The sequence below is a fragment of the Ruminococcus sp. NK3A76 genome (assembly GCF_000686125.1).
In the GTDB taxonomy this organism is placed as follows: Bacteria; Bacillota; Clostridia; order Oscillospirales; family Ruminococcaceae; genus NK3A76.
In genome coordinates, this window is sequence record NZ_JMMA01000002.1 from 2,315,912 (window position 1) to 2,332,902 (window position 16,991).

Consider the following 16,991-nt stretch of genomic DNA (forward strand, 5'->3'; position numbering starts at 1 on the left):
AATGAGTCTTATAATCAAGCACACGCTGAAAAGTATGTGGGCGCACAAGATGCGTACCTTCCTTCTGCTTTTCTGCGTTAGCATATGCAGTCTTGCGGCGATGCTCTGCTTTGATATGTCGGGTTCTTTGGAGCAGGCGGTCAAGGCAAATAACGCTAAGGCGTTCGTCAAGGCAGACATCATTGTTACCGCCTCATACGATCTCGACGACGATTTTGCAAAGGGTATCCCCGAAAGCACAGTTCTGGAATTATCCACTGGATCTACGGTCTTTACAAAGCATATCGTCGGAACTTATGATATGCTCACCCAGAAAGCGTGCAGTATCAGCGGTGTGGATATTCCCAAAGCAAAGGAAATGGGCGTATTGCCGAATGACGCGGAGATAGGTGATATGCAGGCGGCACTTGCTAAGGACTTTGCCGATGAGTTTGGCTATTCCGTAGGCGATACGATAACCCTTTACAGCAACGCTAAACAGCCTGTTGACTTTACTGTCAGCGGTCTGTACGGCGATAACGTCGGGCTTTTCAGTTCGGGCGATACGATCGTGATAAGCAATGAGTCCATGAAAAGTCTTTACGGCGGTTCTGATACCGGCACAAGGCTTGCCTACATAGATATTGCAGATGATGAAGAAATAAACAGCGCAGTTCAAACGCTTGAGAGCAATTTGCCCTCGGCAAACGTGCAGGCGGTGTTTGAAAACGAGCAGACACAGGAAATGATCGGGAACATCACAAGGATATTTACTATACTGTTTGCGGTATGTCTGCTGCTTGTGATATTTGTAACGGTATCGGCATCTCAGAGGATAATCACTGAGAAAATGCCCGTGATCGGCACTTTCAGAAGTCTTGGTATATCGAGCAGACTGACATACACGGTGCTGCTGGGAGAGAATATAGCCTACGGACTGATAGGCTCGGCAATAGGCATATGTATATATTCCGTACTGCGCCCAATGATATACCGTTCTCAGTTCGGTTCTTCCGAAAATGCCGGAAAAATGAGCATCGGTGTGGTCGCAGGAGTGATAATATTCTGCGTAGCACTCGAATGCCTTTGCCCGGTCAAGGAGATCCTTTCGGCGGTAAAGACCTCTATCAGAGATATCATTTTCTCAAACAAGGACACGCAGTACAGACACGGCAGGGTTTCGACAGTTTCAGGCATTCTTCTTGCAGTCATTACCTTTGTAACAGCTTTCTTCTCGGAGAACTTTTTTGCAGGTCTGATCTGCTTTGTCAACACAGCGGTCGGTGCAGCACTTCTTTTTCCTTATGTACTACGCTTTATTGCAGGACTTCTTGTGAAGATATTTGACAGGCAGAATAAACCCATAGCAAGGCTCGCGGCAGTGGAAGCAAGGGAAAAGAAAAGCACGGTGGGCAGCGCGGTGCTGTGCTTTACGGCAGCAGCGGTGTGTATCGTGGTGTACAGCTTTGCGTCTTCAATGAGCAGCTTTTATATGCACGAAAACAGCTCCGCCGACCTGAACGTTAGTACAGACGGCGCTACCGAAAGAACACGTTTTTCCTATATAGAGGATATAGATGGGGTAGGCGAAACGGAATACGGTTATTATCAGAATAGTGTGATAGAGATAAACGGAGAGCAGACAACAAACGGAGTTCCCATATACGGCTGGAAGGACGGCGGTTATGAACTTTTCAGGGGAGTAGATGATATCCCCGACGACCTTGCATACGATGAGATCGTCATCAGCAAGGCAGTGGCACGGAAATACAGTCTTAGCGAAGGAGATACAGCTGAGATAACATTCAGAGCCGATGGCTTTATGCCTTATGTAAAGCAGCTTCGTGTCAGAGGCACATCGCTTACCGATCATGAAAATTCCAGCGGAATGACTGTAGTGATATCCGATAAGCTGTTCAAGGATATCTACAAGGATATACCCTCAAGTATCTATATCAAATGCAGTGACCCCGAAAAGGTACGTTCGGTCATTGAGGATCACTCCGCCGATATGGTGTCGGAGGTGCAGACATATGATGAATACCATGAAGCCGCAAGTCAGGACAGCGCAGGCTTAATGGCGATCATTGACGGCGTGATAGTGCTTGCACTCGGTATTACATTCATCGGCGTGGTAAGCAACTGCCTGATCGGTTTCGAGGACAGAAAGCGTGAATGTGCGGTGCTGTTGTCTACTTCATTGACAAGAGGAAAGCTGTCAGAGATGTTCTTTGCGGAGAGCGCTATAGCATCTGGTGCGGCGCTTGTTATGGCAGTTGTGCTGTCGATCTTTATGTACAAGGTATTTTTGAATATACTTGACGGACTTATGGTATCTATACCGATACACATGAGCATCACAAACAGCATCGTTCTTGGTCTGCTGATGTGGGCAGTGTTCACACTTTCGGCACTTTTCCCCATAAAGGCACTCAGAAAAATGAACATAGCGGCACAGCTTAAATATGAATAACGGAGGAAGGAACAATATGAATCTGATAGAAGTAACAAATGTAAGCAAGACTTTCGGAAAGGGCGAGGCTGCCGCTAAAGTGCTGAATAATGTATCTCTGAATGTCGCACAGGGGGAATTTGTATCCCTCATGGGAGCGTCGGGCAGCGGCAAATCCACACTGCTGTATCTGATCGGCGGACTTGACAGGGATTTTGACGGCACGATAAAGGTATGCGGCAAGGATATCACCAAAATGAAGGAGCGTGAGCTTTCAAAGTTACGCCTTGAAACGATAGGCTTCATATTCCAGTTTTACAATCTTGTGCAGAATTTAAGCGTTGAGGACAATATCCTGCTGCCCGAGCTGACAAAGGGTCGCAGCAGAGCAGAGCTGAAAAAAGACCTGGACGAGATACTGGAGATATGTGGGTCTGTGCTTTGGTCTGGTGTTGTTGTTTAAAAATCTGGACTATATCTATTACGATATACTCGACCCGATGCTCAATCCGAACGTTACGGATATTAATGCTAACACGCCATCACGGTGTGGTTATTTTATACTGAATATCCTTATCTTTGCGGCGTTTGCACTTGCTTTTTACAGACTGACCACAAAGGCGATAAAGCAGGAGAGCCTTTGTGCGAGGGTATCATAGAAAAACGGAAAAGCCAGTTTACAATGGTCATTCAATATGAGGGGCAGACTTATAATGCCCATTGTCCCACAACGGGCAGAGTGGGAAACCTCGATCTTTCGGGCAGACCTTGTTTAATGAGCAAAAGCAGTGATCCCAAGCGGAAAACGCCCTTTACCGTAGAAGCGGTATCGCTGAACCGTCCCGAAGATACGGACAAATCGTGGATCGGTATCAACCAGAACGCAGCGAACCGCTATGTGGAGCATTTTCTGACAAACGGCGGTTTTGCAGATATGGTAGGCACAGGAAATGAGGTACACAGAGAGCAGTTCCTCGGTATCTCAAAGCTGGATTTTCTTGTGGGCAATACCTATCTTGAGGTCAAAACGCCCTTGCAGCATTTACAGCTCGACATTCCCGACTATGTGAAAACGAAAAAGCAGACTCCTTTTTCTTCTACCGACAGAATAGGCAAAATGGTAGCAATGATATAAATTTCATTGTAAGCGGTGAGGGTATTGCGATATGTGACGGCAAGAAAGAAAAGCTGTCGGCAGGAGTATGTCATTACTGTCCTTATGGACATGAGCATAGTATCGTGAATACTGGAAAAGAGGATCTGATATTTTATACTGTGGTGCATAATGTTGTAACTGAATAAAAGGTATAGCCCTGAGATTTGCTCACACAAGCATTTCTCAGGTCTTTTCTTTTAGACGGTAGTTTTCCGCTCCGCAGGCTCGGACGGCTCTGAGGGGCATTTCCGTTTGCCTGAGGTGGCTGTCAAGCAGAGGTCCCCCACTCAACGTTTGCCGGGAATGTTCCGGCTACAAAAGCGAATGCCGGCACCCCGGCTGTCACACACTTCCATGGTTTTTTCATAGAACTCTCCTCCTTAAGCAGTATATCAAAAGAAACAAAAAACCGCCATATCACAGGAACATACAAAGGAAGCTGTAAAGGTCTTCCATTACCTTTGTCAGGCTAAAAAAGTATGTGATATCCTGTTAAAACTATTGAATATTTTTGATATGTATGATATAATTAAAAATATAATGTTGATACGGGATAGCAATGAAGATGAGCTGTGACAGTATCCCGGGAACGATGAATCATCAAGGGGGAATAATTATGAAAAGATCTTGGAAGCGTGTGACGGCAGGTCTGCTGGCACTGGCCATGGCGGCCGGCACGATACCGGCAAATGCCCAGTGGAGGGATATTCTCGTTAGCAGCGGCATTGTCGCCCATGCGATCGACGGGCTTGAAGGCGAGGGCACAAAGGATAACCCATACCAGATTAGGTCGTTGGACGATTTTCAAATGTATTTAAGTGTAAGCGAAGGAGATACCAAATATATCCAGCTCAAGGAAGACATTAATGTTAATGATTATATTACCATAACTAAGGATACATATATCACAGGCGATCATAAGCTTTATGCTCACTACAATATAAATATCAATAATGAGGCAACTGTTACTATAGACGGACCGACTGTCGAATGTGCCGACATCAACAATTCCATTTCCAGCACGCTGAATATTGTCAGTGGAGCTGTTAAAGTATATCGTATTATAAATTATGATAAAGCTGTTCTCAATATCACCGGCGGCTATTTCGATGGTTTAATTGAAAGAGCAGGTGTTGTTAGTATCACCGGCGGCAAGTTCAACAAAGATATGAATGAAGAAAATCTTATATCTTTTATCGACACAGATAAATATTTCGTATATGAAGATTCAGACTGGTTCCACGTCCTGCCGAAGAACCTCCCCTACAAGTCAGCTAAAACGGCTGGCACCAATGTCGTGTATACCGATGCAAAGGCTGAGACATATATCCCTGTCACAGATTCCAAGTCTGCCGTGACATGGACAAGCGGCACATATGTTGTGAGCGGCGAGGTTGAGATAGATGAGCGCATCACCGTAGACGGCACGGTTGACCTTATCCTCACAGACGGCGCTAAGCTGACGGCAAGCAAGGGTATCACTGTCGTTAAGGAGAGCGACAGCGTTATCAACACCCTCAATATCTTCGGGCAGGCAGCAGGCACGGGTGCGCTGATTGCAACCGGCGCACATGCTTCAGCCGGCATCGGCGGCGGTCTCGGAAAGCAAGGCGGCACTGTAACTATCAATGGCGGTAAGGTAACGGCGACCGGCTCCGATTATTCTGCAGCCGGTATCGGCGGCGGTTACAGTGGCGCAGGCGGCACTGTAACTATCAACGGCGGTAAGGTAACGGCGACCGGCTCCGATTCTGCAGCCGGTATCGGCGGCGGTGAAGGTGGCGCAGGCGGCACTGTAACTATCAATGGCGGTCAGGTAACGGCGACCGGCTCCGATTATGCAGCCGGTATCGGCGGCGGTTTCGGAAAGCAAGGCGGTACTGTAATTGTCAACGGCGGTAATGTTACAGCTGTAGGCGGTGGCTATGCAGCCGGTATCGGCGGCGGTTATAATGGTGCTGGCGGCGCTGTAACTATCAACGGCGGTCAGGTAACGGCTACCGGTGGCGTGCATTCGGTCGGCATCGGCAAAGGTGAAGGTGCTCCAGACAACGGAACACTCACTATCGGCGACAGCCTTGTATTACAGAACAGCTCAAATAACGCTGATTGGAAAAAAGTCGATAATAACAACGGATATGCACGCACTCGCTACATGAGAACTGCAAAGAAACTGGTTCCCGGGCAGTTTTTAGGTGTCGGAGATCAGATATTCTTTGAGGAGGACACTTGTATTGCTGCTGCCGACAAAACAGATAAGCTCAATGCGAATTACACCAGTATGCTGTATCGTGTGGAATTCAGCTCTGATAGAAGTGATTATTGGTTTTATTTTGACAGTGATATATATGTAATTGATACAAACGAAACTTTGCCAGTACCACATATCCTTGCAGCAATAACTATCCCAAGCGCACCGCTCACCCCTGCCCCCACCGGCTTCTGGGTATCAGACGGCTCGGGCACAGAGACCGACCCGTATATATTCGGTCTTACGCCAGTGCTGACAATAGGCGCCATCTCAGACCTTGAACTGACCTACGGCTATACAAGCGGAGCGCTCAGTGTTGATGCGGCGGCAGATGAGGGGTATACTCTCAGCTATCAGTGGTACAAAAACACGGCTGATTCCAACACAGGCGGCACAGCGATAAGCGGTGCCACATCTGCAAGCTATACTATACCCACAGGCAAAAACGCAGGCACGGAGGAGTATTACTACTGCGTTGTCACAGCCACAAATACCACTAAGACCGTGACAAGGACTTCCAATGCAGCAACAGTGACAGTCGCCAAGGCAGACCCGCTGACGACCGCCCCGACAGCCAAGGAAAACCTTAAGTACACCGGCACGGCGCAGGCGCTCGTCAATGCGGCTGTAAAAAAAGGCGGCACGGTGTATTATGGTATCGGTGCGATAGAGAAAAACGGCAATTACGTTTTAGCAGGCGATGACCTGAAAGTCGGCAGGATATTCAAGCCTTCCAACTACAGCGGCTTTAATTTCCCACAGGGCTACAGCGTGAAGATCGGAGAAGCTACTTGCGCTCCATACTCGGGCACGACAGTTTCGTCTGCCGCAGGAATGGTTAACGTGTTTTATGATAGCAATATCGATCTCCAAAGGTATAGGATCATGTACGGCAATCACCAATTCCGTGATTTAAGTGCCGGCTGTGATGCCCTGAAGATCACTGACATTAACGATGAACAACATCTTATCACCGTCGAAGAAGTCGATTCCGCAGCCGCTGTCAGCTGGGGCGAGACAGGCGCTCTCCCCACAGCAGCAAATGTCGGCACATATCCTGTATACTATAAGGTTGACGGCGGCACAAACTATAACGATGTTGCAGCAACAAAGATAGCTGATGTGACTATAGGTGTAGCCGATAACGGCTGGAAGACAGCCCCTGTCCTCGTAAGCGACCTGATGTATCTCGGAACACCTGTGAGCCTTATCAAGACACCCGGCACACCTAAGTTCGGCGAAGCAGATACTGCGCTCTACGCAGTAACGACGACCGACACAGCCCCTCTTGAATCTGCAGATGTATGGACAACATACGATAACATCAAGGCAAACGAAGCCGGAACATATTATTTATGGTATAAGAACTCATCTGCCAGCACCAACTGGAACGCTGTAGCCCCCACAAAGCTCGGCGCAGTGACCGTGACCCAGAAATCTGAACAGACCTGGACGATTTCAATGCCCGACTACAACTACGACGGCACAGCTCACGAGCCTGCTATCGAAGGCACTACCTACGGCAAGCTGACATATACATACTTTACCTCGGCAGGCATCTGCATCGGCACTACCGCTCCCACAGAACCGGGAGACTACAGAGTGGGACTTGCAGCAAGCGGCGATGAGACGCACTTCTCCAGATACGAGTCGGTAGAGTACACTATCAGGGGTGCAAGGTTCAACGCAGGAAACACAGTCAGCTTCAAGGATAAAGTCGAGTTTAACTTCCTCGTAGAGGCAACTGATCCAGCTGCTGTTGAGGGCGCATATGTTGTCTTTACATATGACCACTACGGCGAGAAGATGACCGTGAAGAAAGCCATTGATAAGAGCGACAGAAACGGCAAGTATTACCGTGTAAGATTACCTCTCACAGCCTCTGAAATGGCAGTAGATATCAAGGCAGAGCTCTATCTTGCAAGCCTTGACAAGCCCATAGACACCAAGACAAGAAGCATAAAGGACTACGCCGAAGCTGCAATAATGGCAGACCTTGACGGCGCAGATGTTTTAAAGGCAATGCTTAACTACGGCGGCTATACTCAGACTGCACTCGGTAACAATACAAGCCTTCTCGCAAACAGTGGTGAAGGCATAGCAGTTGATGTTTCCACTATTGTTCCTAAGAGCGAAACAACATTCTTAAGGCCTGTTGCTGCCAATGGCGCAAAGGTAACATACAAGGGCTCTACGGTCATGACAAAGAGCGATGTGTTTGTACGTCACTACTTTGGTGTTGACAAGAGCATTACTGCCGCAGAACTCAATGCAGTTAAGATCAATGTCGGCGATAAGGAGGTATCATTCAAGGAGCTCCTCAAGAACAGCGCCGGATATTACTACGATGTGGCTCCTGAACTCGCATATGATCTTGACAGAGAAACTGACAGGATAACCGTATACGGATTTGCAGGTGCAGAAACAGCAGACAGCGCTAATGCGATCAATATCGAAAACTACAATGTTATCGACTACTGCGAGGCTGTTGCAAATAATGCAGATCAGTCAGCTGCAAACAAGAACATGGTAAAGGCGCTCTACGCGTATTACAAGGCCGCAAAGGCTTATGTTGACAAGAGGTCATGAGCTGCCGCAAAACAAACCGATAACAAAGAAGGTGCTGTTGCACCGACAAAACAAAGAAAGACGCTTGACACACCAAAAAGGTAGTGCGGGCGTCTTATTTTGTAGAACGATCCAATTGTAAAACTCATTAAAAACTTCAGCAGATCCCTCTTCGGGTGTGAGGCTCTGGAGATGAGCGATGAGTAAACGGCTTATATCATCAACGTTAGTTTTGCATAGTTTCATCTGCGCACTTTACCGAAAAGCATATGCCGTGTACTTGAAACCTTGAAAAAATGAGGGCTGTCTGTTGACTTTATTGTCTGTAAATACTAAAGCACCTCTCTCAAATATCAGTGCTCTGCTTTGCAGGTCGGGTCGCTTGAATCATATGGAAAGAAAAAAGGCCTGTTTCATTGACATAGCAGAGAATTTTTGGTATAATGAGATAAGAAATACAGCTTTTTTTGGCATAAATGCAACACCTCACATTCTTCGTGCGCTATTGCCGAAGGATTTGTTGATAGATTTAAGAGGACAGGAAAATGATAAAAGATAAAACTCAAAATATGATAAAGATCGCTGTGCCTGCTGTGCTGGAAAGTCTGGTGACCGTGATCGTTACCACGATAGATACAAAGATGATCTCTGTTTTGGGCAAACAGCAGATCTCAGCAGTGTCATTTACGACCCAGCCAAAGCTCATATTCTTTGCGATATTCTTTGCGCTCGGTACGGCCACCTCAGTATTCACGGCACAGGCATTCGGAAAAAAGGACAAGGAAGAAGCAAACAGGTACTTTATCTCCGTTATGCGTATCTCAACAATTCTGGCAATTGTTCTGGGCATTCTTCTGGCTGTTTTTGCACGTCCCGTGATGATGCTTTGCAACAGGCAGCCTGATACCATTGATATGTCGGTATCTTTTTTCAGGATCGTGATGGGGTTTATGGTATTTCAATCCCTTTCCACCGTAATGAATGCCGCACTTCGTGGTCTTGGCAAAATGAAAGTCACCCTTTACTCCAACATCGGTCTGGGCATTGTGGATATTATTTTTAACTATCTCCTGATAGAAGGACATTTGGGATTTCCCCGTCTGGAGATCGCAGGTGATGCTATCGCTACGGTATTGGGTACTGTTGCCGCAACGATGATCAGCTTTTTTGCCATACGCAAAAACTCTGATTATTTAAGTCTTCGTTCTATCTTTGATCTGAAAACAAGATCGGGCAAGGACGTCACAAATAACATTCGTTCCAAAGCAGGCAACATTGTGTTTGAAAACATTTTTACAAGAATAGGCTTTCTTCTTTCGAGTATCATTACATCAGGGCTCTCGTCTGATAAAACGGCAGTCTATACGGTAGCCATGATACTTTTAGCTTATTCCTTTGCATTCGGCGACGGCATACAGAACGCTGTCATTTCCCTCACAGGGCGCAGCTTTGGAGCAAAACAATATGACGATCTGCGGCAATACTATCGGGTCAGCATAATGATCGGGATATTATGCTCTGTTTTTCTCTGTGCAGTTTATACAGGCGGCTCGAATTTCTTTTTCGGCTTGTATTTTAACGACAAGGACTCTGTTTCCGAGGGCTTTAAGATGAGCTGTATTGCTGCGGGGCTTACTATTTTGCAGATACTTCGTATTATAAATATAGGTACAATGAGAGGAATGGGAGAGGTCAAGGATCCGAGGCGTATTGCCACAGCCTGTGTGCTTTTCATCAATCCGGGTCTGAGCTTTCTGTTTACCGCCCTGATGAATATGGAGATATGGGGAATATGGCTTTCATCAATAATAACTCAGATGGTATGGTACATAGTTAGTGCTGTAATGTGCCGCAAGCACCTGAAACGGTATACGACCGAAAAGGAGAATTGATATGCTGATAAACTGTACAAATCACCCCTATTCCATATGGAGCGACAAACAGAAAAACGCCGCCAAGGAATACGGCGAAGTGACCGACCTGCCGTTTCCTGCTGTTCTGCCCCGGTATGACGGAGCTGATCTGCGCCGTCTGACGGAGGAATACTCCGAAAAGATCATCGAGATGAAGCCTGACGCTGTTATGGTGGCAGGTGAATTCACCCTTGCGTTTATGCTGGTGGATAAGCTATTGCAGGAAGGGATAAAGGTGATATGTACCTGCTCCACACGGCAGACGACTGAGGTAAAGCTGCCCGACGGTTCAAACGAAAAGAAAGCCGTATTTGTATTTGAGCGTTTCAGGGAATATGAGTATTACAGGGGGAAAACGGAATGAACGGGGATCTGATGAACAAAGAGGTACTATGTATTTTTGATACCAGACAAATACAGCGATATATCTTCCGTTCTAATTCATATTATGATATTCTGGGAGCAAGCGACCTTGTCAACGATATTCTGATAGAAGCGATAGAATATGCACTGAAAAACATCGACACGCCGCTTTCGGGATCTGAATATGATCTTTCGACCGACCCCGACGCTGCCTGTATCCCCTATTTCAAGTCGGAAAACATAAAGTTCCAGCTTATCATCTGCGCTGCGGGAAATGCTATGTGTATTGTAAGAACAGGCTCGCTTGCACAAAAGATCATACGGAAGATATCAAGGTATTATCTCGATAACGGCTGCACACTTAATATCGCAGCTTCGGCAGTAGAAAAAACAGATAATATGAGCGAAGATGTTTTTTCACTCTATAAAAAGCTGGATACTGTTAAGGCTTCTGCCGATAATTGCGAGCCATTAGGCGCTCTTTCTGTCGTTATGAAGGAGCATATCACGGGAGATCCCGTGATCGAGCGGGACGAGCAATACGGCGATCATATTGCTATGACATCAAAGCTCAAACGCAGAAAGCTGAGAGACCGCAGACACGATCTCGGCGTAGAGGACACTCACACGACCAAAGGTGAGGACGGCAAGGATTATCTTGCGGTCATCCATGCTGACGGAAACAATCTTGGTATCACCATAAGCAGGATACTTGAAAAGGCTGCCGATTATGAGGAGAGCATTCGTATCCGCAGAAGAATAAGCCGGAATATCATGACGCTGTATGATAAGGTCATGGAAAAGACGCTGGCTGAGCTGAGATCATACTGCGTCGAAAGCTGCGGCTCAGACACCGAATTTGACCGTGAGTTTCTTGTTATCCATCAGGCGGGAGATGATGTAAACTGCATCTGCAACGCATCTATGGCTTTTCCTTTTATCGAATCATTCTACAAAAATCTTGAGGGTGCATATATATGGGAGTCAGAGACTGTAAAAGTGCCGTTATATGTATGTACCGGCATTGCCTTTGTCACACCCGACAGCAGCTTTACTTCTGCCTTCACACTTGCGGAAAGCTGCTGTAAAAGCGCCAAGACAGAAGCCAAAAAAGAGCATAATCTGAAAAACGGACTTGCCGTTAACTGGATAGATTTTCAGGTATGCGACGATCCGAACTCGCAGGAACTGGGAATGCTCAGGCAAAGGTATTATGTAACTGATGACAATATAAGACTTTTTCTCAGACCGTATTGCATGGATACAAATCAGGACTCGTCTTATGAAATGCTAAAGCACAAAGTGCTGGGATTATCACAGCTGGAGCTGACAAAAGCACAAAGAAGCATTCTCAGGCAGTCATATGTTATAGGGCGAATGGAATTTGGTCATTGGGTCATGAGCATGGAAAAGAATGGTATTGACCTTGTTGCCGCTCTGGGCGCTCCTCTGTATAAAGACAGCGAATCCAAGCTGCACGCCGCCTGGTTTGACGCTGTCGAGATAAGTGATTTTTTGAGGTAGACTAAACTATGTATATTGTTCTTATGAAAACGATAGGTGAGGTCGCATTTGAAAGCTGTATAAAAATGTCTGTGGGCTTTCGCTGCGATGTTCCCTTTGATGATCTTGATCTTCCCTTCTTCTCCCTCAGCGAACTCTTCAAGGACAAGGGTATAGATATTGCTGACGCTGTGATAGGCGCCGCTTATCCGTCAGGATATACAAGTATTGTTGATGCAGTAAAAAAGCTGCGGTATGTATGTCCCGATTGCTCGCAATATATCAGGCGTATGTTTGTCAACGAGCATTATATAGAAAAAAAGGGCTACAGCATAAGAAGCCTTAAGGCAGGACAGGAATACTATGCGTATATCAGCTTTGATGAAGAAAAAATGCCTAAGATCAAAGAGCGTATAGAAAGCATAACTCAGCTTGGCATTGTCGATGAAGGTATAACTGGAGAAGTCTCTCTGACTATCTCACAGGTCCCAATGGTAAATGACAGCAGTCTTGATCTGTTGCCATTTTGCAATTACCGGAGTCTTGGATTTACGCTGATGCTGTCTACACCCACCTGTGTTTATTCACCTTTTTCCGAAGGGGCTTCTACATATTTGTATATTCCCGGGGGTGTGATAAAGGAAGGACTTAAACAGCTGATCGGACATACGGGAGCTGTCAATTGGGATGAGCTGCGGTGTGCCAATGCCTACATAGGCACCGAAGGGAAAAGACTGCTGCCCCTTCCTGCGTGTGTTTCTGCAATAAAGCTTGAACGTGAGCAACTTCGCTACCGCCTGTCTTCGGACAAGAGAAACGATGAAACGGAGCATCATACCGATCTTTCCGATGTATATTCAGAGAATGTAACGGAGCACCTTATTCGATATGTCCGTCCCGAAACAGAAAAAATAGCTGCCGCAAACGGTGAAACGCTCGATGCGCTGTCACCGGGTCAGATGTTTTGCGGCATTATCTACGGCTCAGACAGTGAGATACGCACAATTGCATCTCATCTGAACGATAACCCTGTCATCAATCTCGAGATGCTTTCTGCAGGCGGATATGGTGAAGCATATGTAAAAGTGACTGAGGTAAAGGAAGAAGAAACCAGAACAGAGGAGCCGGCAGTTTGCTTTGACATCTGCTGCTTATCAGATACGCTTATCATTGATGATAACGGAATGGCTGCCTGCCGTGAGGAGGAGCTTCTGCGGGAGATCGAGCGTATTCTCGGTGTCAGCGGAAAGCTCAGTATCGTCGGAAAGTATACGAATATCTGCAATGACCGCAGTGCCGGCAGAGCAGTCAAGCGCTGCTTTGCAAAAGGTTCTGTATTACGTCTGAGAACGACCGACGGGGAGCCTGTCAACATTGCGCCCATACATCACTGCTTTGTCGGTGAAAGAACAAACGAAGGCTATGGAGAACTGGCGGCTTTCCCCGCAGTTGATATGTACTACAGGATAGGAGAAGAACTGCCCCCCTACCGTCGCAGAATGGAATACAAAACTACTATCACAGACCTTAATAAAGGCTCGGAATTTACCTTGAATGTTCTGAAAAGTATTCTTCGTGACAGGATAAGGGGGCTGGGGTTCATTGACCGTTCGGAATACAAAAGCGGTATTCCTGCGGACAAGCTGTATCCTGCGGAGCTTATATCAATGATAAAAAACCGCTTTGACCCTTCGCTGTCCGAAGATGTGACAAAAAAATGGTATCTTGAAGGATTGGAGGAGAATGGGTATGATCAAGCTTCCTTTGGAAAAGATCCCTGAAAAAGGGTTTGTTTTGGCAGACTTTGCCGACACGACGGTTTTTGAACCATATGAAATAAAAAACGGAGAGCTTTGTTTAGGCAGCCGTAAGGTCTTTGAACAGCAAATACCCATCGAGTGTCATTTTTTTGATGAAACAAGTGAGCTGAGATTAGTACACAGAGAATCAAGAAACGACACGATAGAGATACTGCTGAGAGAAAGCGACGAGACAGATATGGATCAGGAGCTTTTGTATACGCAAGAGGTCCTGTTGAAGCAGGAATATACAAGCCGTGACGATATGCCGAAAAAGCTACGTATCATCAACCGTTTTGTTTATTCCGACAACGATACGCTGATACTGAACAATTACAGGATCAGCCTTCCGAGATATACCTGACCATAGCCTGCCGGCGCACTTGACCCTCTTGACTTTTGCATTTTAAACCCTTGCACATACCGTCTTACAAACGAAAACATAATATCATAAAATTTGAGGCCGCAGCAGCGGCCTCTTTTATTTACGGGATCATTGATCTGCATATTCCGGAGAATTGCGCCTGTATTCTGCATTGACACTACTATTCATCGTCAACGGCGCATTGTAAAGAACTGCTATGTTGTATGCTTTTGGATTTATTATTTTTGTTGTCACTTTGGCTAAGGCAACACCACACGAAGATTGTGCGGTGTTGCCTTAAATAGACTTTCTCCGACTTATAATGATAAGTAATAGCCTTCTTGCCTCTGACTGTTTTAAAATGAACATAATCCATACAATTCTCCTGTGGTCTCGTGTAAAGGAGAATGGCATGGATTTAGGCAACACCGCACGAAGATTGTGCGCAAATTGCGCAGTCAGCTTTTTCGTCAGATTGCACAGATTTTCCGAAGGAATACTACCGTATTTCAAGGAAAAAATGTGTAATATGACGGAAAAGATGCAAGTAAGTTGCGTACAAAGCCTTCAGGCGGTCTTTGTGCGGTGTTGCCTTTATATACATACAGCCATAAAAGCCAAAAACAAAAAAGGAGCGCAGGGCTGAATGCATATATGCAGCTTATTGGCTGCTTATCCATGCGCATTCGCCCGCAGTGCGGATGTGCGCTCCTTTTTTGCTTACCTAAATAATCTTCAATTTTCAAGTTGCTAATTTTTCACAAATAAAAAACGGCAAAAAAATGAGAGTTAGCGTAAGCTACACTCTCATACTACTTTTTGCTCTAAAACTACTATAGTTGTTATATCACATTTATACAAAAATGTCAATACCTTTCTGAAAAAACCACAAAACCCCCAAGCAGTGATTTATATAGACTCATCATATACATTATAATTATAATATCAGAAGCATATATCTTTAGTAAAGAGTAAAGGAGGCAAAAACCAATGAATATAATTATACATCTTCCCGAGACGAACGAGGGTATAGAAGAATTAAACCGTCAGGTAGCTCAGTGCCAGGCGGATATGATAGTAAGGAATATTAATAAGCTAAACACCAGCAAAAGTGAGAAAGAAAAGTTGCTTGATCAAGTCATACATAAACTTAAGCAGCAATAGCTATAAGTCAGCCGATACCGAAAGATGCCGGCTGGCTTTTTTCTATACAAGCCTATTCTATATAATTGAATTCATTTTAATTGATATATAACGAGGTGTTGACATTTCACAAAAAATATGGAATAATATATGGTTGACCTTATCATCGTATGTTTATATAGCCTATATAAATACAGAATTATACCACAGGTCCCGAATATAAAACTGTCCTGAAACCTTTTATTCTGAATATACGATCATATAATGATATATATGTAAGATACAATACTTCAATACCCAGAATTCAAGGACAACCAGTATCACTTAAGTCACTGATGCTTATTGGGCCAAAAATAATTATGCATTTTACCGAAAATCGTATATTCTTATTGATATTATATCAACGCAGCGATATAATATATTATGAGAGAAATACTATTGCTTATCATAGTCAGAATATCTTTTTTCAAAGACGACCGCAGAATACTGCGAAGAATAAAACCGTAATCAGAGGCGATGATAAATGACAAACAGAGCTGTTCTGCTGCTTGCTTTACTTGCGTTATTGCTCTTGGTGCTGCGCATTCAGAGCTCACATTCCGGCGAGAGCTTTCTTGATTATCTGCCGGAAACAGAATTCTTTTCTGATAACAAACAGACAAAGAATGTTCAACCGGCTCAGACGGCACGTCCTGTTCAGACGACCGCACCGCAAGTCACTACCCACAAAAGCAAAAAGAAAACGACGACAAAGAAAAAAGCTGTCAAGATACCCAAGCAGGAAGAAGTGCAGGTTTTCAAGGACGACCGCATTCCCGATTTTAAGCAGAACCATACACCTGAATACAAAGACGTAAAAGTCGAATGGACCTCACACGACCAGATGCACATATTTTCAATTACAATGCACCTGGATAGATATATGTATGAGTATTATCACTCACTTGCAAGGTATTACGACGAAAAAGACTATCAGAAATACATAGATGACAGCAACAACCGGGAGATACTCAAATCAATTGCCGACAGCCTTAAAGATCTTGCTGACGGTGCCGGATATGATGGGAGCCAGACGGCATTGGAAGCTATCAGCTTTGTGCAGGCTATAAAATATGTGTATGACATAGACTCTACAGGCAAACAGGAATTTCCAAAATATCCTCTTGAAACGCTGTATGATCTCGGAGGTGACTGCGAAGACACAAGTCTATTGCTCATCGGCATACTCAGAGAACTGAATTTCGGAACTTGTCTTCTCGATTATGATGACCATGTAGCTATCGGCATAATGGGCGAAGACTCGATAACCGGCTCATATTTTGAGGTTGACGGCAAAAAGTATTTCTACGTCGAAAGCACCGGCGAAGGCTGGACTGTCGGAGAGATGCCTGATGATGTTAAAAACAGATCTGCACAGGTGATAAAAATAACGGGCTGAGAGCCTCTGAAAAAAAGTCTGTAAAAAGTCAGCAAACTGTGATAAAATAGAATTAATATCAC

General features: G+C 45.3%; 13 protein-coding genes. All 13 read left to right on the forward strand.

The genetic code is table 11. The features are described 5' to 3' along the window. Position 1 precedes the first annotated feature (1 nt). The 13 genes from CD05_RS0110760 to CD05_RS19830 all read left to right on the forward strand — a co-directional run bounded on the left by CD05_RS0110760 (position 2) and on the right by CD05_RS19830 (position 16,929). On the forward strand, positions 2-2,452 hold the full coding sequence (locus CD05_RS0110760) for an FtsX-like permease family protein (RefSeq protein WP_028510500.1): 2,451 nt from the start codon (positions 2-4) through the stop codon (positions 2,450-2,452). A 16-nt stretch (positions 2,453-2,468) separates the two neighbouring features. Then, a complete protein-coding gene (locus tag CD05_RS18370; protein WP_084262165.1) occupies positions 2,469-2,894 on the forward strand; it encodes an ATP-binding cassette domain-containing protein in 426 nt (141 codons plus the stop codon). Further along, entirely contained in the window at positions 2,887-3,090 is a 204-nt protein-coding gene (locus tag CD05_RS0110770) for a hypothetical protein (protein ID WP_028510501.1), read from the forward strand. Before CD05_RS18370 ends, CD05_RS0110770 begins: the two co-directional genes overlap by 8 nt. After that, positions 3,072-3,566 carry a DNA/RNA nuclease SfsA gene (locus tag CD05_RS18375; RefSeq protein WP_278244779.1) on the forward strand — a complete coding sequence of 165 codons (495 nt, stop codon included), beginning with the start codon at positions 3,072-3,074 and terminating at the stop codon, positions 3,564-3,566. The genes CD05_RS0110770 and CD05_RS18375 overlap by 19 nt, the downstream gene beginning before the upstream one ends. A 29-nt stretch (positions 3,567-3,595) precedes the next feature. Then, positions 3,596-3,733, forward strand: coding sequence for a hypothetical protein (locus CD05_RS20365; RefSeq protein ID WP_242841299.1), 138 nt, complete (start codon positions 3,596-3,598; stop codon positions 3,731-3,733). 470 nt (positions 3,734-4,203) lie between these two features. Next, positions 4,204-8,427, forward strand: a complete 4,224-nt coding sequence (locus CD05_RS19825; protein ID WP_028510502.1) for a hypothetical protein — start codon at positions 4,204-4,206, stop codon at positions 8,425-8,427. A gap of 524 nt (positions 8,428-8,951) precedes the next feature. Then, the gene (locus tag CD05_RS0110795) at positions 8,952-10,298 is read left to right on the forward strand and encodes an MATE family efflux transporter (RefSeq protein ID WP_028510503.1); all 1,347 of its coding nucleotides are present in this window, start codon (positions 8,952-8,954) and stop codon (positions 10,296-10,298) included. A 1-nt stretch (position 10,299) separates the two neighbouring features. Then, positions 10,300-10,683 carry a hypothetical protein gene (locus tag CD05_RS0110800; protein ID WP_028510504.1) on the forward strand — a complete coding sequence of 128 codons (384 nt, stop codon included), beginning with the start codon at positions 10,300-10,302 and terminating at the stop codon, positions 10,681-10,683. Then, positions 10,680-12,206, forward strand: coding sequence for a hypothetical protein (locus CD05_RS0110805; RefSeq protein WP_028510505.1), 1,527 nt, complete (start codon positions 10,680-10,682; stop codon positions 12,204-12,206). The genes CD05_RS0110800 and CD05_RS0110805 overlap by 4 nt, the downstream gene beginning before the upstream one ends. Before the next feature lie 8 nt (positions 12,207-12,214). Continuing rightward, positions 12,215-13,966, forward strand: a complete 1,752-nt coding sequence (locus tag CD05_RS0110810) for a hypothetical protein (RefSeq protein WP_028510506.1) — start codon at positions 12,215-12,217, stop codon at positions 13,964-13,966. Then, on the forward strand, positions 13,935-14,348 hold the full coding sequence (locus CD05_RS0110815) for a hypothetical protein (RefSeq protein WP_028510507.1): 414 nt from the start codon (positions 13,935-13,937) through the stop codon (positions 14,346-14,348). The genes CD05_RS0110810 and CD05_RS0110815 overlap by 32 nt, the downstream gene beginning before the upstream one ends. Before the next feature lie 990 nt (positions 14,349-15,338). Next, positions 15,339-15,512: a hypothetical protein gene (locus tag CD05_RS20650; protein ID WP_156947445.1), complete on the forward strand. Its 174-nt coding sequence runs from the start codon at positions 15,339-15,341 to the stop codon at positions 15,510-15,512. A 502-nt stretch (positions 15,513-16,014) separates the two neighbouring features. Continuing rightward, complete coding sequence (locus CD05_RS19830) at positions 16,015-16,929, forward strand: hypothetical protein (RefSeq protein WP_028510511.1); 915 nt, start codon at positions 16,015-16,017, stop codon at positions 16,927-16,929. Positions 16,930-16,991 lie beyond the last annotated feature (62 nt).

Excerpts from the sequence above, each read along its gene's own strand:
- CD05_RS19825 (WP_028510502.1), top strand. The coding sequence starts at position 4,204 with ATGAAAAGATCTTGGAAGCGTGTGACGGCAGGTCTGCTGGCACTGGCC.
- CD05_RS0110815 (WP_028510507.1), top strand. The coding sequence starts at position 13,935 with ATGATCAAGCTTCCTTTGGAAAAGATCCCTGAAAAAGGGTTTGTTTTG.
- CD05_RS18370 (WP_084262165.1), top strand. The coding sequence starts at position 2,469 with ATGAATCTGATAGAAGTAACAAATGTAAGCAAGACTTTCGGAAAGGGC.
- CD05_RS0110795 (WP_028510503.1), top strand. The coding sequence starts at position 8,952 with ATGATAAAAGATAAAACTCAAAATATGATAAAGATCGCTGTGCCTGCT.
- CD05_RS0110805 (WP_028510505.1), top strand. The coding sequence starts at position 10,680 with ATGAACGGGGATCTGATGAACAAAGAGGTACTATGTATTTTTGATACC.
- CD05_RS0110760 (WP_028510500.1), top strand. The coding sequence starts at position 2 with ATGAGTCTTATAATCAAGCACACGCTGAAAAGTATGTGGGCGCACAAG.
- CD05_RS0110800 (WP_028510504.1), top strand. The coding sequence starts at position 10,300 with ATGCTGATAAACTGTACAAATCACCCCTATTCCATATGGAGCGACAAA.
- CD05_RS20650 (WP_156947445.1), top strand. The coding sequence starts at position 15,339 with ATGAATATAATTATACATCTTCCCGAGACGAACGAGGGTATAGAAGAA.
- CD05_RS19830 (WP_028510511.1), top strand. The coding sequence starts at position 16,015 with ATGACAAACAGAGCTGTTCTGCTGCTTGCTTTACTTGCGTTATTGCTC.
- CD05_RS0110810 (WP_028510506.1), top strand. The coding sequence starts at position 12,215 with ATGTATATTGTTCTTATGAAAACGATAGGTGAGGTCGCATTTGAAAGC.